At 74.0% G+C, this 23,550-nt stretch carries 15 protein-coding genes and 1 pseudogene; 9 read left to right on the plus strand and 7 right to left on the minus strand.

Annotation, left to right across the window (positions count from 1 at the left end; translation table 11 throughout):
- The first annotated feature begins 1 nt into the window (after position 1).
- Positions 2-1,345, plus strand: a complete 1,344-nt coding sequence (locus tag J4N02_RS09335; RefSeq protein WP_182817733.1) for a pitrilysin family protein — start codon at positions 2-4, stop codon at positions 1,343-1,345.
- A gap of 22 nt (positions 1,346-1,367) precedes the next feature.
- On the opposite strand, the gene J4N02_RS09340 is transcribed toward J4N02_RS09335, so the two are convergent.
- Genes J4N02_RS09340 through J4N02_RS09350 form a run of 3 tightly spaced genes read right to left on the minus strand, consistent with a single transcriptional unit; the run spans position 1,368 to position 5,838 of the window.
- Positions 1,368-4,253 carry a UPF0182 family protein gene (locus J4N02_RS09340; protein WP_188334646.1) on the minus strand — a complete coding sequence of 962 codons (2,886 nt, stop codon included), beginning with the start codon at positions 4,251-4,253 and terminating at the stop codon, positions 1,368-1,370.
- A gap of 23 nt (positions 4,254-4,276) precedes the next feature.
- The gene (locus tag J4N02_RS09345) at positions 4,277-4,792 is read right to left on the minus strand and encodes a PPA1309 family protein (protein ID WP_375539374.1); all 516 of its coding nucleotides are present in this window, start codon (positions 4,790-4,792) and stop codon (positions 4,277-4,279) included.
- Positions 4,789-5,838 carry a PDZ domain-containing protein gene (locus J4N02_RS09350; RefSeq protein ID WP_188334644.1) on the minus strand — a complete coding sequence of 350 codons (1,050 nt, stop codon included), beginning with the start codon at positions 5,836-5,838 and terminating at the stop codon, positions 4,789-4,791. Before J4N02_RS09350 ends, J4N02_RS09345 begins: the two co-directional genes overlap by 4 nt.
- A gap of 82 nt (positions 5,839-5,920) precedes the next feature.
- Here J4N02_RS09350 and J4N02_RS09355 point away from each other — a divergent pair, with 82 nt between their 5' ends.
- The gene (locus tag J4N02_RS09355) at positions 5,921-7,273 is read left to right on the plus strand and encodes a zinc-dependent metalloprotease (protein WP_188334643.1); all 1,353 of its coding nucleotides are present in this window, start codon (positions 5,921-5,923) and stop codon (positions 7,271-7,273) included.
- A 1-nt stretch (position 7,274) separates the two neighbouring features.
- On the opposite strand, the gene J4N02_RS09360 is transcribed toward J4N02_RS09355, so the two are convergent.
- Positions 7,275-7,799 (minus strand): M48 family metallopeptidase, encoded by a 525-nt coding sequence (locus tag J4N02_RS09360; protein WP_182817739.1) that lies wholly within the window; start codon positions 7,797-7,799, stop codon positions 7,275-7,277.
- 225 nt (positions 7,800-8,024) lie between these two features.
- Between J4N02_RS09360 and J4N02_RS09365 the strand changes: the two genes are divergently transcribed.
- Together J4N02_RS09365 and J4N02_RS09370 are read left to right on the plus strand one after the other, a co-directional pair.
- Positions 8,025-8,186, plus strand: coding sequence for a DUF5679 domain-containing protein (locus J4N02_RS09365; protein ID WP_165490092.1), 162 nt, complete (start codon positions 8,025-8,027; stop codon positions 8,184-8,186).
- A 142-nt stretch (positions 8,187-8,328) separates the two neighbouring features.
- Entirely contained in the window at positions 8,329-9,126 is a 798-nt protein-coding gene (locus J4N02_RS09370) for a hypothetical protein (protein WP_188334642.1), read from the plus strand.
- Positions 9,127-9,132: 6 nt separating this feature from the next.
- Here the strand turns inward: J4N02_RS09370 and J4N02_RS09375 are convergent, their stop codons facing one another.
- Positions 9,133-11,190 (minus strand): ATP-dependent DNA helicase UvrD2, encoded by a 2,058-nt coding sequence (locus J4N02_RS09375; protein ID WP_309224428.1) that lies wholly within the window; start codon positions 11,188-11,190, stop codon positions 9,133-9,135.
- A 30-nt stretch (positions 11,191-11,220) separates the two neighbouring features.
- Complete coding sequence (locus J4N02_RS17195; RefSeq protein ID WP_188334641.1) at positions 11,221-11,724, minus strand: nitroreductase family protein; 504 nt, start codon at positions 11,722-11,724, stop codon at positions 11,221-11,223.
- A 105-nt stretch (positions 11,725-11,829) separates the two neighbouring features.
- Between J4N02_RS17195 and J4N02_RS09385 the strand changes: the two genes are divergently transcribed.
- From J4N02_RS09385 to J4N02_RS09400, 5 genes and pseudogenes are all read left to right on the plus strand, one after another.
- The gene (locus tag J4N02_RS09385) at positions 11,830-14,937 is read left to right on the plus strand and encodes an exodeoxyribonuclease V subunit gamma (RefSeq protein ID WP_188334640.1); all 3,108 of its coding nucleotides are present in this window, start codon (positions 11,830-11,832) and stop codon (positions 14,935-14,937) included.
- Complete coding sequence (locus J4N02_RS09390; protein WP_188334639.1) at positions 14,934-18,248, plus strand: UvrD-helicase domain-containing protein; 3,315 nt, start codon at positions 14,934-14,936, stop codon at positions 18,246-18,248. Before J4N02_RS09385 ends, J4N02_RS09390 begins: the two co-directional genes overlap by 4 nt.
- Entirely contained in the window at positions 18,245-19,903 is a 1,659-nt protein-coding gene (recD, locus tag J4N02_RS09395; protein ID WP_188334638.1) for an exodeoxyribonuclease V subunit alpha, read from the plus strand. The genes J4N02_RS09390 and recD overlap by 4 nt, the downstream gene beginning before the upstream one ends.
- 30 nt (positions 19,904-19,933) lie before the next feature.
- The gene (locus J4N02_RS17415) at positions 19,934-20,191 is read left to right on the plus strand and encodes a hypothetical protein (RefSeq protein WP_375539373.1); all 258 of its coding nucleotides are present in this window, start codon (positions 19,934-19,936) and stop codon (positions 20,189-20,191) included.
- A gap of 47 nt (positions 20,192-20,238) precedes the next feature.
- Positions 20,239-21,094, plus strand: a pseudogene (locus J4N02_RS09400) (IS5 family transposase).
- On the opposite strand, the gene J4N02_RS09405 reads toward J4N02_RS09400, so the two are convergent.
- Positions 21,091-23,445: an excinuclease ABC subunit UvrA gene (locus tag J4N02_RS09405; RefSeq protein ID WP_188334246.1), complete on the minus strand. Its 2,355-nt coding sequence runs from the start codon at positions 23,443-23,445 to the stop codon at positions 21,091-21,093. The pseudogene J4N02_RS09400 and the gene J4N02_RS09405 sit on opposite strands and share 4 nt — an antisense overlap.
- Between the last annotated feature and the right edge of the window lie 105 nt (positions 23,446-23,550).

Below are 23,550 nucleotides of genomic sequence, written 5' to 3' on the forward strand. Positions count from 1 at the left end.
GATGCCGACCCGCCCGACGACCACCCCGCCCGGGCCCTGGTCGTTCCCCAGCAGCCAGCGCTTCACCCTCGACAACGGTCTGCGCGTCATCGTCCACGACCTGCCCGGCCAGTACGTGGTCTCGGCCGGCCTCATGCTGGACGTCCCGCTCACCAGCGAGCCGGAGGACCTCGAAGGCGTGGCGCTGCTCACGGCGTCCACCCTGAGCGAGGGCACCCACGACCACCCCGGGACGAGCTTCACCGAGGCCGTCGAGTCCTGCGGGGCGGTGCTGGACGCCGCCGTCGGCCAGAGCCACGCGCACGTGCTGGTAGACGTCCCGGGGGCACGCCTGCCCGAGGCGATGGCGCTCCTGGCCGAGGCGATCACGCAGCCCCAGCTCGCCGACGCCGACGTCGAGCGGCACCGCCTCCTCCACGCCGCCCAGCTCGAGCAGCAGCTCGCGACGGGTGCGGGCCGGGCCAACCACGCGCTGCGCCGCGCCCTCATCGACCCGGCCTTCCGCGCCTCCCGGGGCAAGCAGGGCATGCCGGGCAGCCTCCAGGCCGTCACCGGTGCCGACGTGCGCGCCCACCACGCCGCCACGCACGGGCCGCGCGGGTCGGTCCTCGTGATCTCCGGCGACTTCGACCACGGCGTCCTCGACTGCGTGGCGTCCAGCTTCGGGTCCTGGGACAACCCCGACCAGTCAGCCGCCCGGCACGAGGTGCCGACCGGCCGTGCCCCCGCGGCGTGGCTGATCGACCGGCCGGGGTCGGTCCAGGCCGACATCCGCTGGGGCTGGTTCACGCTCGACCGCGCCCACGCCGACTGGGCGAACCTGCAGGTCGCCGCCAACGCCCTCGGCGGGGCCTACCTCAGCCGGCTCAACCGCGTGCTGCGCGAGGAGAAGGGGTTCAGCTACGGGGTCAGCCTCGTCAACTCCCCGCTCCGCCACGGCGGGTACACCTCCACGCACGGCTCGTTCCGCAACGAGGTCGTCGGCGAGGCGCTCGCCCTGATGCCCCAGCTCCTGGACGTGGCGGCCGAGCCGATCACCGCCGACGAGGTGGCGCGTGCCCGCGACTACCTCGTCGGGACGAGCCCGCTCCGCTACGCGACGGCCCCCGGGGTGACCCTCGGGGTCCTGAGCCTGATCGCGGCCGGCCTGGACGCCGACCACGTCGGCCGCCAGCTGGACGCCTACCGCGCGGTCACCCCCGACACCGCGACCGAGGCCGCCGCGCGCCTCGTGGACGTGCACGCCGGGTCGCTGGTGGTCGTCGGCGACGCGGGCGCCCTCGAGCAGCCCCTGCGCGACGCCGGGTGGGAGCCGACGGTGGTGCCCGCCGGGGCGTGGATCTGAGCCGGCCCACCCCGCCGCGGGCCTAGCGGCCCATCGCCCGGATGGCCTCCTCGAGCGCCGCCTTGGCCTCGTTGGTCTTGGCCTGGTACTCGGCGAGGTTGCCCGCGCGCAGGGCCGCCTCGGCGTCCGTGAACGCCGTCTCGGCCCGCTGCATCGCCGCCACGGCCGCCGCCTCGTCGACCACGCCCGTGGGCGCCTGGCCGGGGGCGGGCGTCTCGGTGGGCGCCGGGGTCTCCCCCGTCGTCGGCGGCGGGGTCGCACCCGAGCCGACCGGCAGCTCGCCCGTCTCGGCCCCCGCGTCGCCGCGGAACACCAGGTCGAGCGCCTCCTGCAGCGTGTTGCCGATGCCGACGTGCTCACCGAAGCGCACCACGACGAACGTGAGGGCCGGGTAGGCGCCGGCGCTGCCGGTCCGCTCGGTGTAGATCGGCTCGACGTAGAGCAGGCCGTTGCCCATCGGCAGGGTCAGCAGGTTGCCGAACTTGATGGACGCCGACCCGCGCGTCTGCGTGTACGGCAGCAGCTTGGCCGCGACCTCGGGGTTCTGCGTGATCGCGTTCTGCGTCTGGCCGGGCCCGTCGATCTGCTGGGTGTCGGACATCCGCAGGATGCGCAGCTCGCCGTACTTGTCGCTGGAGGCGTCGGCGTTGACCGCCAGGTAGCTGGCCAGGTTGGCGCGGTTCTGGGGGACGAACACGGCGGTCTGGCTGAACACGGGCTCGTCGTCGGTGGGCCACTTGATCGACAGGTAGTACGTCGGCTCCTTCAGCCGCTCGTTCTGCTGCACCGGGTCGACCGGCACCTGCCACATGTCGGTGCCGCCGTACCAGACGCGCGGGTCGTCGACGTGGTAGCGGCCGAGCAGCTCGCGCTGCACCTTGAACAGGTCCTCGGGGTAGCGCAGGTGCGCCAGCAGGTCGTCGCTGATCTCGCTGCGCGGGGTGACCGTGCCGGGGAAGCTGGCGGCCCACGTGCGGACCAGCGGGTCCTCCTCGTCCCACTGGTAGAGCTTGACGGTGCCGTCGTAGGCGTCGACCACGGCCTTGACCGAGTTGCGCATGTAGTTGATCGGCTGGTCGAGCTGGGCGCCGAGCACGGTCGTCTGCGTGGTCGAGGTGGCGTCGCGCAGCAGCACCCGCTGGCTGTTGGGGTACGTCGCGGACGTCGTGTAGGCGTCCACGATCCACACCAGGCGGCCGTCGACGATCGCCGGGTACAGGTTGTTGTCGACGGTCAGCCACGGCGCGACCTTCTCGACGCGCTGCTTGGGCGTGCGGTCGTACAGGATGCGCGAGTTCTCGTTGACCCGCTCCGAAAGCAGGATGTTGATGTCGGCGAAGCGGGTGGCGTACAGCAGGCGGTGCCACAGGTCGCCCATGGGGACGCCGCCGGTGCCGTCGTACTCGTTGTACTGCTCGCCGCCGCCCTCGGCGCCACCGGGCGAGTCGAGCTCGATCGGCTGCTGGCCCTCGGCGCGCCCGACGATGGCGAAGTTGTCGGACTGCTCACCGAAGTAGATGCGCGACTGGCCCTCCTCGATCTTGCCCACCGGCGGGATGTCGCGGGTGATCCAGACCGGCTCGCCGTTGCCCTGGCGGCGGTTGCCGTAGGCCGACACGAACCCGTGGCCGTGGGTGTACACGGTGTGGATGTTGTTCCAGTTGGGGTCGGGGATGTTGGCCTGGTTCAGCTCGCGGGCCGCGATCACGACGTCGGTCATCTGCTCGTCGATCATGTAGCGGTCGATGTCGAGGATCTCGGGGAACGCGTAGTAGCCGCGCACCTGCTGGAGCTGGTCGAACGTCGGGCCGATCACCTGCGGGTCCATCAGGCGGATGCCGGGCAGGGCCGCGGCGTCCTCGGCCAGCTGGCCGGGCGAGACCTGCGTCACCGCCTCGTACTCGGTGATGTCGGTGCCCTCGATGCCGTAGGCCTGCTTGGTCGCCTTGAGGTGCATGGCGATGTAGTCGTTCTCGCGGTCGGGCTCGTTGGGGCGCACCTGCAGGGTCTGGACGATCATCGGGTAGATCGCCGACAGGATCAGGCTCGACACCACCATGAGCACCACGCCCGCGCCGGGCACGACCGTCCGCTGCCAGAAGATGTTCACGACGAACAGCACCGCGACGATGAACGCGATGATCGCGATGACGAGCTTGGCGTTCATCCGCGCCTGGTCGTCGGTGTAGTGCAGGCCGGTGAACAGCGTGCCCTGGTCGAGGACCAGCGCGTAGCGGTCGAGCAGGTTCTGCAGGCCGTAGAGCGCGAGCACGGCCGCGCCGAGCACCGACAGGTGCACCAGCGCCGGACGCGTCGCGCGCCGGCCCGGCTCCCGACCGGCCCCGAGGTTGCCGACGGCGAAGTGGACCGCGGCCGCGGCCACGAAGGAGAACACCAGCCCGCTCATCAGCAGGGACGCCGCCAGGCGCCACACCGGGTACTCGAGCATGAAGAACGTCGTGTCCAGCCCGAACGTGGGGTCGGTCACCCCCGATGTCTGCCGGTTGAGCCAGCCCAGGACCGGCAGGGTCTGGGTCGCGGTCGACAGCCCCGCCATGAAGCCGAACACACCCGCGGGCAGCGCCAGGGCGGCCAGGGCGTTCTGCTCGAGCAGGTCACGGTAGCGGTCGAGGACGGCGGAGGCGCCCGTGCGGCGGTGCTGGGGCCGGCTGCGGAACGCCAGGGCCATGTTCACCCACAGCAGGCCGCCGACGACCAGGGCACCCACCAGGAAGAGCACGGCGCGGGTGACCAGCTGGGTCCAGAACACGCCGGTGAACCCGATCGAGTCGAACCAGAGCTTCTCGGTCCAGATCCCCGAGAACAGCAGGAACGCTCCGAGCACGGCGGCCAGGATGACCGCAGTGACCACGAGGGGGCTGCGGCGGGGGGAGGCGGGTGCTTGCACGACGGCGGGCTCCTCTGTGGGGATCAGGCGGACAGGGTGCGGGCGAGGGCGTCGCCCAGACCGGGGACGAGGTCGTCCGCGGCCAGGAGGTCTTCGGGGTTGCTGCGCAGGCGTGCCACGCCGTAGCGCGTGCCCGCCCGGGTGACCCCCACCACGACGCGGACGTCACGGCGCTCGGGGTGCTCGGCGACGAAGGACGCCGCGGCCTCGGGGTCGTCCGGGATGTCGGCCTCCAGGTGCGGGGGGACGAACAGTCGTTCGACGGCCAGCGCGCAGCCGTGCACGGTCGCCGGCCACGTGATGCGGTCCAGGTCATCGACCAGGTCGGCGCCGGTGCGGAAGCCGTCCTGCTCGATGGAACTCAGCGCACCGTCGGGGAGGTCGTCGACCCGGGCGACCTGCTCGGCCAGCGACGGCTCGGCGGCCACCAGCTCGGCGGTCGGCACGAGGGCGAACAGCCGCGCCGGCTGGTCCCACCCCCCGTGGGACACGTGGCGCTCGATCTCCATCAGGGCTGCCACCAGGGCGTCGTCGGTCATGCACATCCCTTCACGAGGTGTTCGTTGGCCGGGTCGTTCAGCAGGTCGAGCGAGGCGATCGCGTCCTCGAGCGTGCCCACGCTGACGACGCGGACGCGGGACTGCACGCCGGCCAGGTCGCTGCAGTTCGCGTCGGGCACGAGGAACACGTCAGCCTGCGCGCGCTCGGCGCTGGCCAGCTTCTCACGGATGCCGGCGACCGCGGTGACCGTCCCGGCGCCGTCGATGGCACCGGTGCCGGCCACGACGCGGTCCCCCGCCATGTCGCCGGGCGTGACGCGCTCGAAGACAGCCAGCGCCATCATGAGGCCCGCGCTCGAGCCGCCGAGTGCCGGGTCGAGGCGGATGTCGATGCGCGGGGCGTAGGAGTAGCCCATGACCAGGTTGCCGCCCCAGACCGGGACGCCAGCCTGGGTCTTGGACGCCGCCGTGTCGATCGCGACGACCCGCTCGGTGCGGTCGCGGCGCACGGTGAACATCACCGACTGGCCGATGCCGCGCTTCTCGATCGCCTCGCGCACGGCCGCGACCGTCGGCGTCGGCGTGTCGTCGATCGCGACCACGAAGTCGCCGGGGAACAGCTTGTCCGCCGCCGGGCCGGTGCTGGCCACCGACTGGACCATGGGGATCTGCTCCACCGAGATGCCGGCGGCGCGCAGGGCCGCGGCCGCGGCGTCCGCCCGCGAGGTGGCCATCTGCTGGGCCTCGCGGTTGCGCACGTCGGTGGCGTTCGTCCGGGCGGGGTAGACGTACTCGCGGGGGTAGACCTCGCGGTCGGGGGCCCAGTGCGCGTACAGGACCTCGGGGAGGCTGATCGGCGCGTCGGGCCTCGTGATGCTCACGGTGGGGACCAACATCTGCCCGGCGGACTCGAAGGTGTCGAGGCCCTCGACCGCGATCACGGGCTCGCCGCCGGACGGTGACAGGAGCTCGTGGGTCGCCCCCGGGGAGTACGTCACGAACGGCACCGGCGTCATGGCGATGATGGCCGCGGCGATGACGAACAGCAACGCGGACACGGCGGCCGTCCACGTCTGTCTGTTCATGCGGGCGATCCTACCGTGCGGTCCGGACGCCCCCCCTTGCCCGATGCACCACAATGGGGGCGTCGAGGAAGGGAGTCAGACCATGGCAGCCGAGGACCAGCCGAACCCGATGGAGGAGTTCCTCCGGCAGTTCGGCATCACGCCCGGCCCGGACGGCACCTTCGACCTCAACCAGCTGATGGGTCCCCTGCAGCAGGCGATGCAGCAGTTCAGCCGCCAGATGTCGGCGGCCGGCACCGGGACCGGCGACGGGCTCAACTGGACGCTCATCAAGGACATCGCCCGCAAGGTGACGGCGTCCTCGGGGCCGGACCCGTCGCCCGCGGCGTCCGAGGCGGTCGCGATCCGCGACACGGTCGGGCTGGCGGAACTGTGGCTGGACGAGCACACCTCGTTCGGCCGCACGTCGGCCTCGGCGGCCACCTGGAGCCGCGCCGAGTGGGTGGAGGCCACGATCGGGACGTGGGAGCAGCTGGCCGGCAGCGTCTCCAACTCGCTGGCCGCCGCGGTCGGGTCGCTGCTGCAGCGGGCAGAGCCCGAGGCCGCCGCCATGGTGCAGATGATGGAACCCATGATGCGGATGGCCGCCGCCGGCATGCTGTCGGCCCAGGTCGGCCAGGGCATCGGACGCCTCGCGACCGAGGTGCTCTCGGGCTCCGACCTCGGCTTCCCGCTGACCCCGAAGCCCGTGGTCGCGCTGCTGCCGACCAACATCTCCCACTTCGCCGAGGGGCTGGACGTGCCGCTCGCCGACGTCCGCCTCTACCTGGCCCTGCGCGAGGCCGCACGCCAGCGGCTCTTCGCCAACGTGGCCTGGCTGGGCCCCCAGATGCTGGCGCTCATCGAGCACTACGCGCGCGGCATCAGCATCGACCCCTCGGCGTTCGAGGAGGCCATGGAGGCCCAGATGCAGGGCGGGCTGACCCCCGAGAAGATGGAGGAGTTCGGCCAGCAGATGGCCGGGCGCATCTTCCAGCCGGCGCTGTCGGAGGAGCAGGTCGAGATCCTGGGCCGCCTCGAGACGCTGGTCGCCAACGTCGAGGGCTGGGTCGACGACGTGGTCTCGCAGGCCACCGCGAACCTGATGCCGCGCGCCGACGCGCTGCTGGAGATGGTGCGCCGCCGCCGTGCGAGCGCCGGGGCGTCCGAGAGCGCGCTCAAGACCCTGCTCAACCTCGAGTTGCGCCCCCGCCGCGTCCGCGACGCGGCGAACGTGTGGGCCGCCGTGCGCAGCGCCAAGGGCGTCGACGAGCGGGACGCCGTGTGGAGCCACCCCGATCTCGTGCCCACCGGCGCCGACCTGGACGACCCGCTCGGCTTCGCCGCCCACGGCCACGTGGCCGAGCAGGCCGCGGCCGAGCTGGACGACCTCGACGCGGCGCTGGCACGCCTGATCGAGGAGGAGCGCGGCGGCGAGGGGCCCCGGGCCGACTGACTCAGGCCGGGTTGCGGGCGGCGAAGTCCACGCCCTCGAGGAAGCCGCGCGCCCGCGACGACGACGGGTGCGCGTTGACCAGCTGCCAGAACCGGGCGCTGTGCTCCCGCTCCTCCAGGTGCGCGACCTCGTGCAACAGGACGTAGTCGACCACCCAGGTCGGCAGCGTGCGCAGCCGGTCGCTGATCCGGATCTCCCCCGTGGCGATCGTGCACGACCCCCAACGCTGGGACATGTTCGACACCCAGCGCACCCCGATGGCCGGCTCGGGCCCCGACGCGTGCGGGGCGATGTGCGTGCGGTACAGGTCCTTGGCGCGGGCGGTGAGCTCGTCGTCGGCCCGCGGCGGGCGGTTGCGCGCCTCCTTGGCCAGGAAGCGGGCCACGAGCCCCGGCACGAGGTCACGGCGTTGCCGGGCGGTCATGTGGTCGGGCACCACGACGACCAGCCTGCCGCCCTCCCGGAACGCGGTCATGGTCCGCGTCCGCCGCGTCGAGGTGCGCACCTCGTAGTCCTCCTGGGCCATGGTTCACAGCGTAGGACGCATGTTTGACCCCGCGCGTCGGCGGCCAGTAGGTTGTGCGCAGGACCCCCGGGAAGGGGTCGGATGCCCGCAGGGGAAGGCAGGCGTCCGACACGCCCGGGGGTCTTGCCTTGTCGCTGCGCGGTCCCTGTGGGCGTTTCCCCTATGCTTGGCAGGGTCAGTCCCAGCGGGAGTCCGGTGGGGAACCGAACAGCCAGGAGGAAACCCGTGTCGAACGACACCTACAGCGGCAAGTTCTACTGCGTGAAGTGCAAGGACCACCGCGAGGCCGAGGGCGCCGTCTCTGTCAACGAGAAGGGCACCCGCATTGCCAAGGCGAAGTGCCCCGAGTGCGGCACCAACCTCACCCGCTTCCTGCCGAAGGCCTGAGTCCTCGGCAGACAGCCACGAGGGGCGTCGGGATCATTCCCGGCGCCCCTCGTCCGTCCCCGGACGGGACGGTGTTGTCCGATTGTTGTCCGTCCTCCGTGGTCCCTCCCCCCGACGCCCCCGCTGCGGCACGCTGGTGCGCGTGCCCACCCCACGCCTGACCCTCACCCGCCCCCTGTGCGTCCTCTGGCGCCCCGACGGGCGCCTCCAACTCGGCCTCGACTGCGAGGACGGCCTGGTCCTGGCCGACGTCCCCGCCGGCACGGACGCCGCCCTGCGCGCCTTCCGCTCCCCCCGCACCCCGCTCGAGGTGTCGCGCCTGGTGCCGCTGGTCCCCCGTGAGGACCTGGACCGCGTCCTGGGTGCCCTCCTCGACCGCGGGCTCCTCGCGCCCGAGCCCGCCGGTCACGCCGGCACCGCGACGGTGCTCGGCACCGGGCCGCTGGCCGAGCACGTCGCCGAGCTCCTGGCCGGCGAGGGGATGGCCGTCCGCACCGGCACCCGGGCCGCCACCGACGCGGTGGGCCTCGTCGTCGTATGCACGGCGACGGTGGAGCCCGACCGGGTGCTCACCCGGGACCTCACGGCCGCGGGCATCCCCCACCTGGTCGTGCGCGCGGAACCGGAGCGCGCGGTGGTCGGCCCCTTCGTCGTCCCGGGACGGACCGCGTGCGTCCACTGCTCCGACCTCGTCCGGCGGGAGCTGGACCCCGGCTGGCCGCACCTGCTGGCCCAGCTGTGCCGCAGCGAGCACCTCCCCGCACCCCGGCAGGCGGCCTGGGCGGCCGCGATGGCTGCCGCGCAGGTGGCGTGCTGGCGCTCCGGCCAGGTGCCTGAGACGGGCGGGACGACCCTGGAACTGGACGCCCACACCGGCGCGCTGGGGGCGCGCCGCTGGCCGCGCCACCCCGACTGCGGGTGCGTGCTCGCCGCCGCGTAGGGCCCGTCAGCGGTGCTCGGCCAGCACGGCCAGCACCCCGGCGCCGTGACGCTCGAGCTTGGTACGGCCCACGCCACTGATCGTGCCCAGCGCCGCGAGGTCGCCCGGCATCTGCTCGGCGATCGCCATCAGCGTCGCGTCGGTGAAGACCACGAAGGCGGGCATGCTCGCCGCGTCGGCCTCGGCCTTGCGCCAGGCGCGCAGCGCCTCCCACGTCGCCTCGTCGTAGGTCGCCTCGCAGTCGGCGTGCCGGCGCAGCTTGCGCTCGGCGCCCGTGGTCAGGCCGCGGCCACACACCCGGCAGGTCTGCGAGAGCGCCGAGGTCGTGCCCCGCTTCCGGCCACCCCGGGACGCCGTCGCCGCGGGGGCCGCGTCCGCCACGATCCCGTCCAGGAAGCGGCTCTGCCGCCGCCGCTGGCCCCCGCCGTTGCGGGTGACCGACCACGAGACCCGCAGGTGCTCGCGGGCGCGGGTCACCCCGACGTAGAACAGGCGTCGTTCCTCGGCGACCTGCTCGGGCGACGTGGCCAGGACGAAGGGCAGGCTCCCCTCGTGCGCGCCGATGATCGCCACGGCGTCCCACTCCAGGCCCTTGGCCGCGTGCAGGGTGGACAGGGTGACGCCCTGCCCGATGGGCGCGTGCTGGGCCCGCGCACGGGTCTCGAGCTCGTCGACGAGGCCCGCCACGTCGGCCTCGGGGTGGGTGCGGGCGAACTCGTCGCCCAGCCCGGCCAGGGCGGACCAGGACTCCCAGCGCTCCCGCGCCGTGCCCTGCCCGGCGGGGGGCTCGTCGGTGAAGCCGAGGCCGGCCAGCGCGGCCCGCAGCGCCTGCCCGGGCGGCTCGTCGGGCCCGACCTTGGCGGTGGCCGCGAGCGCGCGCAGGGCGGCGCGCACCTCGGCGCGCTCGAAGAAGCCCTCGCTGCCCCGGGTGGTGAACGGGATCGCGGCGTCGGCCAGCGCGGCCTCCAGCGCGGGCGACTGGGCGTGGATGCGGTACAGCGCCGCCATCTCGTGCCACGGCGTCCCGGCGCTGTGCCGGGCCCGCAGCCAGGCCGCGACGTCGCCGGCCTCGGCCGCCTCGCTCGCGGCGGCGGCGAACGCCGGGTCGGGGCCGTCGGGCCGCTGGGCCCGCAGTTCGACGCCGGGCCCGTGGCCGCGCACCACGGCATTGGCGAGGGCGACGACTTGCGGGGTCGAGCGGTAGTCCCGGACCAGCTCGACCACGGTCGCGTCGGGGTGGCGGCGGGTGAAGCCGGTCAGGAAGGACGCCTGCGCCCCGGCGAAGGAGTGGATGGTCTGGGCGGGGTCGCCGACCACGCAGATCTCCTCCGACGGGCCCCGCCACAGGTCGAGCAGCGCCTGCTGGAGGGGGCTGACGTCCTGATACTCGTCGACGACGAAATGCCGGTAGGTGCGGCGCACCTCGCCCGCGACGTCGGCGTCGTCGGCCAGCAGGCCCGCAGTGCACAGCAGGATGTCGTCGAAGTCGATCACGCCACGTGCGGCCTTGACCGCCTCGTAGTGGGCCAGCACCCGGCCCACCTGGTCGGGCGCGACGCCGTTCACGGCGCGCCCACGACCGGTGGCGAGCGCCGCGTACTCCCCCGGCGCCACGTTGCTGACCTTCGCCCAGCTGATCTCGCCCGCGACGTCGCGCAGGAGCCCGGTGTCGGGCTGCAACCGGTCCCGCCGCAGCGCGTCGGCGACCAGGCCCAGCCGGTTGTCGGCCACCGGGGGCAGCTCGGTGCCGTAGGCGCGCGGCCAGAAGTACTGGGCCTGGCGCAGCGCCGCCGAGTGGAACGTGCGCGCCTGCACCCGGCCCACCCCCAGCGCGCGCAGGCGCTCGCGCAGTTCGCCGGCCGCGCGCGTCGTGAAGGTGAGCGCGAGGACGGCGGTGGGGTCGAAGGTTCCGGTGGCGACGCCGTAGGCGATGCGGTGGGTCATGGCGCGCGTCTTGCCGGTACCGGCACCCGCGAGGACGACGACCGGCCCCTCCAGCGCCGTGGCGGCACGGCGTTGCTCGGGGTCGAGTCCTTCGAGGATGCGGTCGGGATCGGCGGTCACGCCCAGCACTCTAGGCGGCCCCGCCGACACTCACTGCGCGACGAGCAGCACCTCGGCCAGCGGCAGGCGGCTGCGGGCCGCGGCGTCCCGCTCGCGCACCTGGGGCGCGACCGCGTCGGAGTCGTCGTGGCGGCCCACGGCCATGACCACCAGGGGCCGGACGCCCTCCGGCAGGTCGAGGGCCGTGCGGAGGGCGTCCGCGTCGAAGCCGCCCATCTGGTGGGCGTTGAGGCCCAGGTGCTCCACCTGCGCGGTCGCGTGGGCGGACGCCGCGGGCGTCCAGACCTGGTTGAACCCGGCCAGCGTCGCGTGGATGGCGGCGAACGCCTCGGTGCCGCGGCGCGCGGCGGCGAACGCCCACGGCTGGGTGTTGCCCGCGGACGGCGCCCAGCGGGCGGCCTCCACGATGCAGACCAGCTCGTCGCTGTTGATGACGTGGTCGGCGTCGAACCCGCGCGGGCTCCACCGCTGCGCCAGGAGGGGGGCGATGGGCAGGTCGGTCGCGTTGCGGGTCGCGGTCGCGGCGGGCGTCATGGAGGGGTCCTCTCGCATCGTTGGTCGAAGTTTCAACCCTCACGGTGTCCGTTCTGTTCTCGGGCCGCGGGGAATTGTCGGGGCCGCCCTCTAGGGTGATCTGCGATGAACGAGATGCGCCTCCACACCGCCGGCGACCTGGGCACCCTGGCCCGGGCCTTCGTGGCGGCCTCGGCCAGCGAGGGCGACCCCTTCGCCCGCCCCCTCCTGCTCGTCCCGGGCGCGGGGGTGCAGCGCTGGCTCGGCCAGCAGGTGGCCCGCGCGAGCGCCGCCGACGGCGAGGGCGTGTTCGCCGGTTTCGACGTTCACCGGGTGGGCGCCCTCGAGCGGTTGCTCACCGGCGAGGGGGCGGTCGACGGGTGGGAGGCCGAGCGCCTCGTGTGGGCGGTCCTCGCCGCCGTCGGCGCCGGGTCCCCGGGGCTGGAGCCCCTGGCGGCCCACCTGGCTGCCAACGACCAGCGCTACGCCAACGCCCTGCGGGTCAGCAGGCTGCTGCGCCGCTACGCCGACCACCGGCCCGCGATGCTGGCCGCCTGGTCGTCCGACCCCGAGGCCGAGGCGGCGGCCCTGGGCTTCGACGGCTGGCAGGTCCGGCTCTGGTCCGCCCTGCACGACCACGCGACCGGGGAGGACCCGGTCGCCCGCCGGGCCGGCCTGGCCGCCGCGATCGCGGCCGGCCGCGTGCCGGTGCCGTGGCCCGCCGTGCACGTGTTCGCCCCGCGCCGCTCCACGCCCGTGCAGCGGGCGCTGCTGGCGGCCCTGGCCACCCGGGTGCCCGTCCACGTCTGGCTGCCCGCCTCCGGGCCGGAGGCGCCCGCGAACGCCTTGGGCAGCAGCCTGGGCCGCGCGGCCCGCGAGGCGCAGGCGCAGTGGTCGGCGCTCTCCCCCGTCGTCGAGGTCCACGACGACCACGCGCCCCGGGCCACCGCGCTGGGCCGTCTGCAGGCCTCGGTGCTGGCCGGCGTCCCCGTCCCCGAGCCCGTCGACGACGGCACGGTCCAGGTGCACGCCAGCCACGCGGCCGGCCGCCAGGTCGAGGTGCTCCGCGAGGTGCTGACCGGCCTGTTCGCCGACGACCCGACGCTCGAACCCCGCGACGTGGTGGTGGCCTGCCCCGACCCCGCGGCGCTGGCCCCCCACCTGGCGGCGGCCTTCACCGACCCGGGTGGCACCGCCCGCGCCTGGCGGCACCCCGCGACCGGGTTGCGGCTCCAGGTCGTGGAGGCCGACGCGGCGGGCGCGAACCAGCTGTTCTCGCTGCTGCGCGACCTGCTGACCCTCGGCGCGAGCCGGGCGACGGCGTCCCAGCTGCTCGACCTGGCGGCGCACCCCTTCGTCGCGCGCCGGTTCGGGTTGGGCCCCGACCAGCTCGAGCGGCTGGAGGAGCTCGTGGCGGCGTCGGCGATCCGGTGGGGCATCAACCCCGAGCACCGCGCCCGCTTCGGCCTGCGCGACGTGCAGCAGAACACCTGGCAGCTGGGCGTCCAGCGGCTCGTGCTGGGCGAGGCGTTCAGCGACGACCACCTCGCCAGCGTGGGCGTGGTGGCGACCGTCGACGACGTGTCCTCGACCGACACCGGCCTCGTGGGGGCGCTGGCCGAGCTGGTCAGCCGGGTGTCGCGCCTGGTCCGCACCCTGTCGGGCGACGGCACGGTCGCCGAGTGGGTCGCCCGCCTGCGCGACGCCGTCGAGCTGATGGCCGACGTGCCGTTCGCCGAGGGGTGGCAGCTGTCCCAGGTCTGGGCGTTGCTCGAGTCCATCGAGGCGCGCGGCGCGGCCAGTGGCGCCCGGCTCGCCCCGGCCGACGCGCTCGCGCTGCTCACCGACGCCTTCGCCGAGCGGGGCGTCCGCCCGGCGTTCGGCAGCGGCGCCCTCGTGGTGTGCTCCCTCGAGGCCCTGGCCCGGGTCCCCCACCGCGTCGTCTGCCTCGTCGGGCTCGACGAGCGCAGCTTCCCCCGGCGCGGGCTGGGCGACGGCGACGACCTGCTCGCCCGCGATCCCGCCCCCGGCGACCCCGACCCCGGGGCCGACGACCGCCAGGCCGTGCTGGACGCGCTGCTCGCCGCGCGCGACCACCTCGTGGTGGTCTACCAGGGCCAGTCGTCGCTGACGCCCGAACCCCACCACCCGCCGGCAGGGGTGCAGGAGCTGATCGAGGCCGTGGGCGGGGAGGCGGCCGTGCGCCGGGCCTCCCTGCAGGGCTTCGCCTGGACGAACTTCGTCGACGCCCCGTCCTCCTTCGACGTCACCGCCCTGGACGGGGCGCGCGCCCTCGTCGCCGAGCGCACCCCGGCTCCCGAGCGGTGGGCCGTCGGCCACCTGCACCGCACCACCCCCCTCACCGAGCTGGGCGTCGACCGTCTCGCCGCCCTGCTCAAGCACCCGGGCCGGTTCCTGCTCAAGGAGCGGGCCGACCTCACGCTGGGCGACGACGAACCGCCCGCCGACTCCATCCCGCTCGAGCTGGGCCACCTCGAGGCCTGGCAGGTCGGGGACGCGATGCTCGGCGCCCTCCGTGCCGGGCACACGCTGGACGCCGTGACCACCGCCCAGTGGCTCAGCGGCGGCCTGCCGCCGCGCAACCTCGGGGCGGAGGCCATCCGCGGCATCGCGGCCAAGGCCGGCCGCGTGCACCGCGACTTCCTGGCGGTCGCCGACGCCCCGCCCGAGGTGCAGGTCGTCGACCTCGACGTCGACGGGGTGCGCCTCACCGGGCGGTTCGCGCTGCGCGGTGGGGTGCTCGCCGAGTCCCACTACGGCAGCGTCGGCCCCCGGCACCTGGGCGAGGCCTGGGTGCGGCTGCTGGCGCTGACGGTCCAGCTCGGCCGGCGCACCGACGCCGTGCTGGTCGGGGGGCGCGGTACCCAGCGCCTGGTGGCGCCACCGGCCGATCTTGCGCGGGCGTTCCTGGCCGACCTCGTCGTGCTGGCGGGCCACGCGACCGAGCGCGTGCTGCCGCTGCCCCCGCGCGTGGCCCAGTTCTGGGTCGAGGACCGGGCCCGCGGCCGCGACCCCAAGGACACGACCGAGCAGCTGGAAAAGCTGTGGCGGTGGGACCGCGACGAGGTGTGGAAGCTCTGGTTCCCCGGCGACCGGACGCCGTGGGCCCTGCGCCGCGAGGCCGACGACCCGTGGGGCCACCCCGCGGAGGACACCCAGCTCGGTGCGCTCGCGATGCGGGTGTGGGAGCCGATCAGGAAGGCGACGCCGTGAACCCGACGCTGTTCGACCTCACCGGCCCCCTGCCGTCGGGGACCACCGTGCTCGAAGCGTCGGCGGGCACCGGCAAGACCTTCGCCATCGCCGCCCTGGCCGCCCGCTACCTCGCGGAGGGGGCGGCCGAGGTCGACCACCTGCTGCTGATCACCTTCTCCCGGGCGGCGACGGCCGAGCTGCGCTCGCGCGTCCGCGAGCGCATCCGGGACACCGCCGAGGCGCTGCGGGCCGCAGCCGGGGGCGTCCGGCCCCTCGAGGCGGTGGCGGCGCACCTGGCCGACGCACCCGCCGACGAGGTCGCGCGGCGGGCCGACCGGCTCGCCACCGCGTTCGCGCGCTTCGACCGCGCCGCCATCATGACCACCCACGAGTTCTGCCACGGCATGCTCGCCGGGCTGGGAATCCTGGCCCCCCAGACCCCCCAGTCGTCGCTCGTCGAGGACCTGCGCGGGCTGGCCGACGAGGCCGCCGAGGACGTGTACGTCCGCATGTTCGCCGACGAGCCCCACGGCGCACCCTTCCCGTTCGGCAAGCAGTGGGACGCCGACCCCGGCGCGCAGGAGATCGCCCGCCAGGCCGTCAGCGAGGTCGCGGACCTCGTCGGCGCGGGCTCCCCCGGGCCGGCCGGCGCGCGGGTCGCGTTCGCCGAGTCGGTGCGCCACGAGGTCGAGCGGCGGAAGGCCGAGCGGCGGCTGTTCTCCTTCGACGACCAGCTGACCCGGCTGGACCAGGCGCTGTCCGACCCCGCCACGGGCGCGCAGGCCCGGGCCCGGCTGGCGGCGCGGTTCCCCGTGGTGCTGGTGGACGAGTTCCAGGACACCGACCCCACCCAGTGGAGCGTGCTGCGGCAGGCGTTCTCGGGGGTGGGCACGCTCGTGCTCATCGGCGACCCCAAGCAGGCGATCTACGGCTTCCGCGGCGGCGACGTGCACACCTACGCGCTGGCGGTGGGTGCCGCCGACGCCCGCACGACGCTGGGGGTCAACCACCGCTCCGACCCCGAGGTCGTGGAGGGCGTGGCGACCCTGTTCGACGGGGTCCGGCTCGGCGCCGACATCGGGGTGCCACCCGTGGCGACCGCGCGGCGGGCGCGCCTCGTCGGCGCCACCGGGACGCCGTGGGAGAAGGGCGTCCAGGTGCGCGCCGTCGAGGCCGAGAAGGCCGTCCACCCGGCGACCGCCCGCAACGCCATCACCCGTGACCTCGTGGCGGTCGTCGGCGACCTGCTCAGCCCCTCCGCGCCCCTGCGCCGGCCCGGCGGCGGCCTCGCCCCGTCCGACATCGCCGTCCTGGTCCGGTCGAACGAGCGCGGGCAGGAGCTGGCGACGGCGCTCGCCGCGGCGGGCGTGCCGGCGACCTTCAACGGGTCCAACAGCGTGCTCGCCACCGCGGCCGCCGGCGACTGGCTGACCCTGCTGCGGGCCCTCGACCAGCCCCGGCGCCCGTACCTGCGCCGGGCCTTCCTGACCGACTTCGTCGGGGCCACCGTGGCCGAGCTCGCCTCGGCCGACGAGCGTGCCGTCGAGCGCTGGACCCTCCTCGTGCACACCTGGGCCCGGGTGCTGGAGCGCCACGGCGTCCCGGCGCTGTTCGCCGCGTTCGACGCCGACACCGACTTCCGGGCCCGGCTGCTCTCCCGCCCCGACGGGGAGCGGCTGGTCACCGACCACCGGCACCTCGCCGAGCTGCTGCACCACCACGGGTCCGGGTCCGGCGCGGGCCGGGCGCGCGAGCTGGTCGCGTGGCTGGTGGGCGAGCGCGAGGGGGCGTCGCTGGGCGGGGGCGACAGCACCCGCCGGCGCGACACCGACGCCGACGCCGTGCAGGTCATGACCGTGCACCGCGCCAAGGGCCTGCAGTGGCCGGTCGTCCTGCTGCCCGAGGTCAGCCACCAGCGCGAGGCCGACCGCGACACCGGGCGCCAGCTGGTGCTCCCCCGCGGCGACGGTCGGCTGCTCGACGTGGCGGGGCGCCGGACGCCGGCCCGTTCCGACCGCTGGGAGCGGTGGCGGACCGAGGAGGCCGACGAGTCGTTGCGCTCGCTGTACGTCGGGCTGACCCGCGCCCAGTCGCGGGTGGTCGCGTGGTGGGCCCACCACTGGGACACCGCGGCATCCCCCCTCCACCGGCTGCTCCACGCGACACACGACCCGGGGTCCCCGGCCCGCCCCGCGCTGAGCTACCCCACCCGCGAGCTGCCCGGCGGCGGCTCCCCCGTGGGGCTGGCCTGGCTCGCCGGGTCCCAGGTCGCCTGCGTCCGGGTGGACCAGTCCGCCGCCCCGGCCGGGTCGGGGTACGCCGCCGTGCTCCCCGCCCCCGATGAGCTCCGGGCCCGGCCGTGGACCCGGACCATCGACCGCGACTGGCGGCGCACCTCCTACTCGGGGCTGACCGCGGCCGCCCACGAGTTCGCCCCGGTCGTCGACTCGCCGCTGGTGGCCGACGAACTCGTCACCGACCTCGAGGTGGACGCCGACCCGACCTGGGCGCAGCCCTCCCCGATGGCCGGCCTCCCCGCCGGCGCCGCGTTCGGCACGCTGGTCCACGCCATCTACGAGCACACCGACGCCACGGGCGACGACTGGCGCGCGGCCCTGTCCGACGCGGTGGCCGAGGCCCTGCGCCGCTGGCCACTGGGCGACGTCGAGGCCGCGGCGCTGGCGTCCGCGCTCGAGCCCTCGCTGACCACCCCCTTGGGGGTCCTGGCACCGGGCCGCACCCTGCGCAGCTTCGGCCCCGCCGACCGCCTGTCCGAGATGGACTTCGAGTTCGCCCTCGACAACCCCGCCGCCACGCTGGCCGACGTCGCCGCCCTGCTCGCCGAGCACCTGCCGGCCGACGACCCGCTCGCGGGGTACGCAGCCCGCCTCGACCACCCGGGCCTGGCCGACCAGGTGCTCCACGGCTTCCTGACGGGGTCGGTGGACTCGGTCCTGCGGCTGCGCGAGGGCGAGGACACGACCGGCTTCCTCGTCGTGGACTACAAGACGAACCGGCTGGCCGGGGTCGAGGAGGAGCTGACGCTGGGCCACTACACGCCCGCCGCCATGGCCGAGGCCATGATGGCCAGCCACTACCCGCTGCAGGCGCTGCTGTACTGCGTGGCGCTGCACCGGTTCCTGCGCCTGCGCATGGCCGGATACGACCCCGAGCGCCACCTCGCGGGCGTGCTCTACCTGTTCGTGCGCGGCATGGCCGGGCCCGACACCCCCGTGGTCGACGGCTCCCCCCTCGGCGTGTTCGCGTGGCGCCCGCCCACGGCGCTCGTCCTGGCCACGTCCCGCCTGCTGGCCGGAGGTGCCGCATGACCGAGTCCCACGTCGCCGTCAGCGCGACCGGCCTGCTGGCCGACTTCAACCGGGCCGGCGCCCTGACCTGGGGCGACGTCCACCCCGCCCAGCAACTCGGCCACCTGTTCGGCGAGAAGGACCAGCGCGTCCAGCTCGCGCTGGCGCTCACCGTCCGCGCACTGCGCTCGGGATCGATCTGCGTGGAGCTGGACCGCATCCGCGAACTCGACCTCGGCGAGGAGGAGGTCACCATCCCCGACGACTGGTGGCCCGACCAGCCGGGGTGGGAGGCCGCGCTGCAGGCCAGCCCGGCCGTCACCGCTGGTGACGGCCCCGCGGGCGAGCGTCCGCTCCGGCTCGTCGACGGGGCCCTGTACCTGGAGCGGCACTTCGCCGACCAGGAGTCCGTGCGCCGGGCCCTGCTGGCGCGCCTGGGCTCGGCCCCGCACACCGGCGAGCCCGAGGGCCAGGACGCGGCGGTGGACCTCGCGCTGACCAGCCCCGTGACCGTCATCGCCGGCGGGCCGGGGGTGGGCAAGACCTACACGATCCGCCGGATCATCGACCGGCTGCGCGCCGAACACCCCGACGCCCTCGTCGCGCTCGCCGCCCCGACGGGCAAGGCGGCGGCCCGCATGACCGAGTCGCTGGGCGACGGCTCGCTGACGGCGCTGACCCTGCACGCACTCCTCGGCAAGCGCCCCGGCTCGATGACCCGGTTCCGGCACCACGCCGACAACCCGCTGCCGCACGACGTCGTGGTCGTCGACGAGATGTCCATGGTCTCGATGGTGATGATGAGCCGGCTGCTGGAGGCCCTCAAGCCCTCGGCCCGCCTCGTGATGGTCGGCGACCCCGACCAGCTGTCCTCCGTCGACGCCGGCAGCGTGCTCGCCGACATCACCCGCGCCCCCGCGGCCGCGGGCATCGTGGCCCGGCTGGTGCGCAACTACCGGTTCACCGGGGCGATCGCCGACCTGGCCACCGCGATCCGCACCGGGGACGCCGACGCCGCGCTGGCCGTCCTGACAGGGCCGGATCCCTCGGTGCGCCTCGCCGGGGTGGCCGAGGGGGCGACCTCGCTCCGCGAGCGGGTGGTCGCCTCGGGCGGCCGCGTGTTCGAGGCGGCCGCCGCGGGGCGCCCGGACGGGGCCTTGGCCGCCCTGGACGCCCACCGCCTCCTGTGCGGCCACCGGCGTGGCCCGTTCGGGGTGGCGCACTGGACGCGGCAGGTCCAGTCCTGGCTCGTCGAGGGTGTGCCGGGCTACTCGGTGGACGGCGAGTTCCACGCGGGGCGTCCGGTGATGGTGACCGCCAACCGGCCCGAGTTCGGCCTCTACAACGGCGACACCGGCGTCGTGCTGGTCGACGAAGACCGGCCCCAGGCCTGGTTCGCCCCGGGCGGGGTCCCGAAGTCGTTCTCGCCCTTCCTGCTCGACGGGCTCACCTCGGTGCACGCGATGACCGTCCACAAGGCGCAGGGCAGCCAGTTCGACGACGTCTCGGTGGTCCTCCCGCCCCCGGGTTCGCCGTTGCTGACCCGCGAACTGCTGTACACGGCGGTGTCCCGCGCGCGGTCCTCGGTGCTGCTCCTGGGTGACCCCGAGGCCGTCGCCGAGGCCGTCGCGAACCCCGCTCGCCGGATGAGCCGGTTGGCGCAACGCCTGCGGTGACGGTGGCAACAGACGGCAACCATCGCACGCATGTTCGATAGAATCGGACCACCGAACGACGTAGTGAGAGGGAGCCGTGCAGTTCACCGTGGGCCAGACCGTCATCCATCCGAACGTGGGCTCTCGCTGGCCGAGAAGGACCTCCTGCAGGAGGGCGTCGCGCCCCTCGTGGCCGAGGTCGCCATCGCCGTGCGCTCCGACGAGGAGGACGCCCTCGCCGTGCTCGAGGCGATGGTCGCCGAGCGCAGCGACGACGTCCTGCAGCGCCGTGGGCTGGTGGCCGCCTAGGGCGTGTCGCGTAACTGATTTGGGTGGTGGGGGTCAGGGTTGTCTTTGTGACCAGGAGTCCTCAGTTCAGTGACGAGATGTGGGCGCGGATTGAGCCGTTGATGCCGCGTGGGGGCGCGAAGGGCGGCCGTCCGTGGAATGACCACCGGCGGACGGTGGAGGGCATCTGTTGGCGGTTGCGGACGGGGTCGCCGTGGCGGGACGTGCCGGCCGAGTTCGGATCGTGGTCGAGCTTGTGGCGCCGCTTCAACGCGTGGGCCCAGGACGGTACCTGGGACAAGATCCTCACCGCCATCGCCGGTTCACCGGAGGCAGAAGGTCTGGTCGCGGTGGTGGACGGCACGATCGTGCGGGCCCACAAGCACGCTGCCGGCGCCCGAAAAGGGGGATCCACCGAACTACAAGAATCCTCGGGCCGAACCAGCTGATCACGCCTTGGGGCACTCCCGTGGCGGGTGGACGACGAAGTCCCACGCCCTGGTCGACGCCTCCGGTCACCTGTGCTCGCTGGTGGTCACCCCGGGTCAGGCCGGTGAGAACCCCCGCCTGTTGGATGTGATCGATCTTGCCCCTCACCGGGTTGTCCGGGTGGTCGCGGACAAGGCCTACTCCCATCCCTCGACCCGAACCGAGCTCCGGCGGCGAAGGATCAAGGTGACCATCCCCGAACGCTCCGACCAGATCGCCCGTCGCAAGGCCAAGGGCAGCCGCGGCGGTCGCCCACCTGCCTTCGATCCCACCATCTACAAGGGCAGGAACGTGGTGGAACGCTTCTTCAACCGGATCAAGGAGTTCCGCGCCATCGCCACCCGCTACGACAAACTCGCTCGCAACTACCGCGCCGGCCTCGTCCTGGCCAGCACCATCATCTGCCTACGAGACCAGTTACGCGACACGCCCTAGGCTCCCACGTAGCGGGCCAGGTGCTGGGCGGTGAGGGTCGAGCCGTCGGCGACCAGCTGGGCGGGCGTGCCCTCGAACACGACCCGGCCGCCGTCGTGGCCCGCACCCGGACCGAGGTCGATGACCCAGTCGGCGTGCGCCATGACGGCCTGGTGGTGCTCGATCACGATCACGTTCTTGCCGGCGTCGACGAGGGCGTCCAGCAGGCCCAGGAGCTGGTCCACGTCGGCCAGGTGCAGGCCCGAGGTCGGCTCGTCGAGGATGTAGGTGCCGCCCTTCTCCCCCATGTGCGTGGCCAGCTTCAGCCGCTGGCGTTCGCCGCCCGACAGCGTGTTCAGCGGCTGCCCGATGTGCACGTAGCCCAGGCCGACGTCGGCCATCCGCTTCAGGATCGTGTGGGCGGCGGGCAGCTTGGCCTCGCCCTCGGCGAAGAACGAGACGGCCTCGTCGACGGGCATGTCGAGCACCTCGCGAATGTTCCGCCCGCCGAGGGTGAACTCCAGCACCTCGGGCCGGAAGCCCTTGCCCTCGCACTCCTCGCAGGTCGAGGCGACGGTCTCCATGAACCCGAGTTCGGTGAACACCTGGCCGGCGCCGTTGCACGTCGGGCAGGCGCCCTCGGAGTTGGCGCTGAACAGGGCGGGCTTGACCCCGTTGGCCTTGGCGAAGGCCTTGCGGATGGGCTCCAGCAGGCCGGTGTAGGTGGCCGGGTTGGAGCGGCGTGACCCCTTGATCGCGCCCTGGTCGACGGTGACCACGTCGTCGCGCCTACCCAGCGAACCGTGGATGAGCGAGCTCTTGCCCGACCCCGCCACGCCGGTGACCACGACCAGCACCCCGGTGGGGACGTCGACGTCCACGTCCTGCAGGTTGTTCTCGGACGCGCCGCGGATGGGCAGGTGGCCCGTCGGCGTCCGGACCTCGGGCTTGAGCGAGGCGCGGTCGTCGAGGTGGCGTCCGGTCAGGGTGTCGGACGCCCTCAGCCCGGCCAGGTCGCCCTCGAAGACGACCTCGCCGCCGTGGGAGCCGGCGCGCGGGCCCAGGTCGACGACGTGGTCGGCGATCGCCATCACCTCGGGCTTGTGCTCCACGACGAGCACCGTGTTGCCCTTGTCGCGCAGCTGGAGGAGCAGCTCGTTCATCTTGTCGATGTCGTGGGGGTGGAGCCCGACCGTGGGCTCGTCGAAGACGTAGGTGACGTCGGTCAGGGACGAGCCGAGGTGGCGGATCATCTTGAGGCGCTGCGCCTCGCCGCCCGAGAGCGAGCCCGAGGGCCGGGCCAGGGAGAGGTAGCCCAGGCCGATGGCGACGAAGGAGTCGAGGAGGTGGCCCAGGCCGGCCAGCAACGGCGCGGCGGAGGGCTCGTCGAGGCCGCGCACCCACTCGGCGAGGTCGGAGACCTGCATCGCGCAGGCGTCGGCGATCGTGATGCCGGCCAGCTTCGCGGTGCGGGCGCCCTCGGCCAGCCGGGTGCCGTCGCAGTCGGGACAGGTGCCGAACACGACGGCGCGCTCGACGAACGCCCGGACGTGGGGCTGCATGGCCTCGGGGTCCTTGGCGAGCATCGACTTGCTGATCTTCGGGATCAGGCCCTCGTAGGTCAGGTTGATGCCCTCGACCTTGATCTTGGTCGGCTCCTTGTGGAGCAGGTCGTGGAGCTCGCGCTGGGTGTAGTCGGCGATCGGCTTGTCCACGTCGAAGAAGCCCGAGCCGGCGAAGATGCGGCCGTACCACCCGTCCATCGAGTAGCCCGGGATCTTGAAGGGGTTCTCACTCAGCGACTTCGAGGCGTCGTAGAGCTCGTCGAGGTCGATGTCCTTGATGCTGCCGGTGCCCTCGCAGCGCGGGCACATGCCCCCGACCACGGTGAACTGCTTCACGACCTTCGTCGCGCCGACGCCCTTGTCGACCTTGATGGCACCGCCGCCGGTGACCGAGGGCACGTTGAACGAGAAGGCCTGCGGCGAGCCGATGTGCGGGGTGGCCAGCTTGCTGAACAGGATGCGCAGCAGGGCGTTGGCGTCCGTCACCGTGCCCACGGTGGAGCGGATGTTGGGCGCCAGCCGCTCCTGGCCGACGACGATCGCCGTGGTCAGCCCGTCGAGCAGGTCGACGTCGGGCCGGTCGAGGGTCGGCATGAAGCCCTGGACGAAGGCCGAGTAGGTCTCGTTGATGAGGCGCTGGCTCTCGGCCGCGATGGTGTCGAACACCAGCGAGCTCTTGCCCGAGCCCGACACGCCCGTGAAGACGGTCAGCCGGCGCTTGGGGATGTCGAGGGAGACGTCGCGCAGGTTGTTGACGCGCGCGCCCTGCACGCGGATGACGTCGTGGCTGTCGGCGGCGTGCGCCATGGGTCCCCCTGATCGGTCGCTGCCCGGCCGGTCGGCGTGGGCCAGCCAAGCATAGGGATCGACCGATCCGTTGTCCTCAGGGTGCAGCGTCGACGAAGGCGACGA

Source organism: Propioniciclava sp. MC1595, from assembly GCF_017569205.1.
GTDB lineage: Bacteria > Actinomycetota > Actinomycetes > Propionibacteriales > Propionibacteriaceae > Propioniciclava.

What these genes read in the sequence shown, in the direction of transcription:
- recD (WP_188334638.1), top strand. Translation starts at nt 18,245, where the DNA reads ATGACCGAGTCCCACGTCGCCGTCAGCGCGACCGGCCTGCTGGCCGAC.
- J4N02_RS09385 (WP_188334640.1), top strand. Translation starts at nt 11,830, where the DNA reads ATGAACGAGATGCGCCTCCACACCGCCGGCGACCTGGGCACCCTGGCC.
- J4N02_RS09335 (WP_182817733.1), top strand. Translation starts at nt 2, where the DNA reads ATGCCGACCCGCCCGACGACCACCCCGCCCGGGCCCTGGTCGTTCCCC.
- J4N02_RS09345 (WP_375539374.1), bottom strand. Translation starts at nt 4,792, where the DNA reads ATGACCGACGACGCCCTGGTGGCAGCCCTGATGGAGATCGAGCGCCAC.
- J4N02_RS09355 (WP_188334643.1), top strand. Translation starts at nt 5,921, where the DNA reads ATGGCAGCCGAGGACCAGCCGAACCCGATGGAGGAGTTCCTCCGGCAG.
- J4N02_RS17415 (WP_375539373.1), top strand. Translation starts at nt 19,934, where the DNA reads ATGTTCGATAGAATCGGACCACCGAACGACGTAGTGAGAGGGAGCCGT.
- J4N02_RS17195 (WP_188334641.1), bottom strand. Translation starts at nt 11,724, where the DNA reads ATGACGCCCGCCGCGACCGCGACCCGCAACGCGACCGACCTGCCCATC.
- J4N02_RS09360 (WP_182817739.1), bottom strand. Translation starts at nt 7,799, where the DNA reads ATGGCCCAGGAGGACTACGAGGTGCGCACCTCGACGCGGCGGACGCGG.
- J4N02_RS09405 (WP_188334246.1), bottom strand. Translation starts at nt 23,445, where the DNA reads ATGGCGCACGCCGCCGACAGCCACGACGTCATCCGCGTGCAGGGCGCG.
- J4N02_RS09350 (WP_188334644.1), bottom strand. Translation starts at nt 5,838, where the DNA reads ATGAACAGACAGACGTGGACGGCCGCCGTGTCCGCGTTGCTGTTCGTC.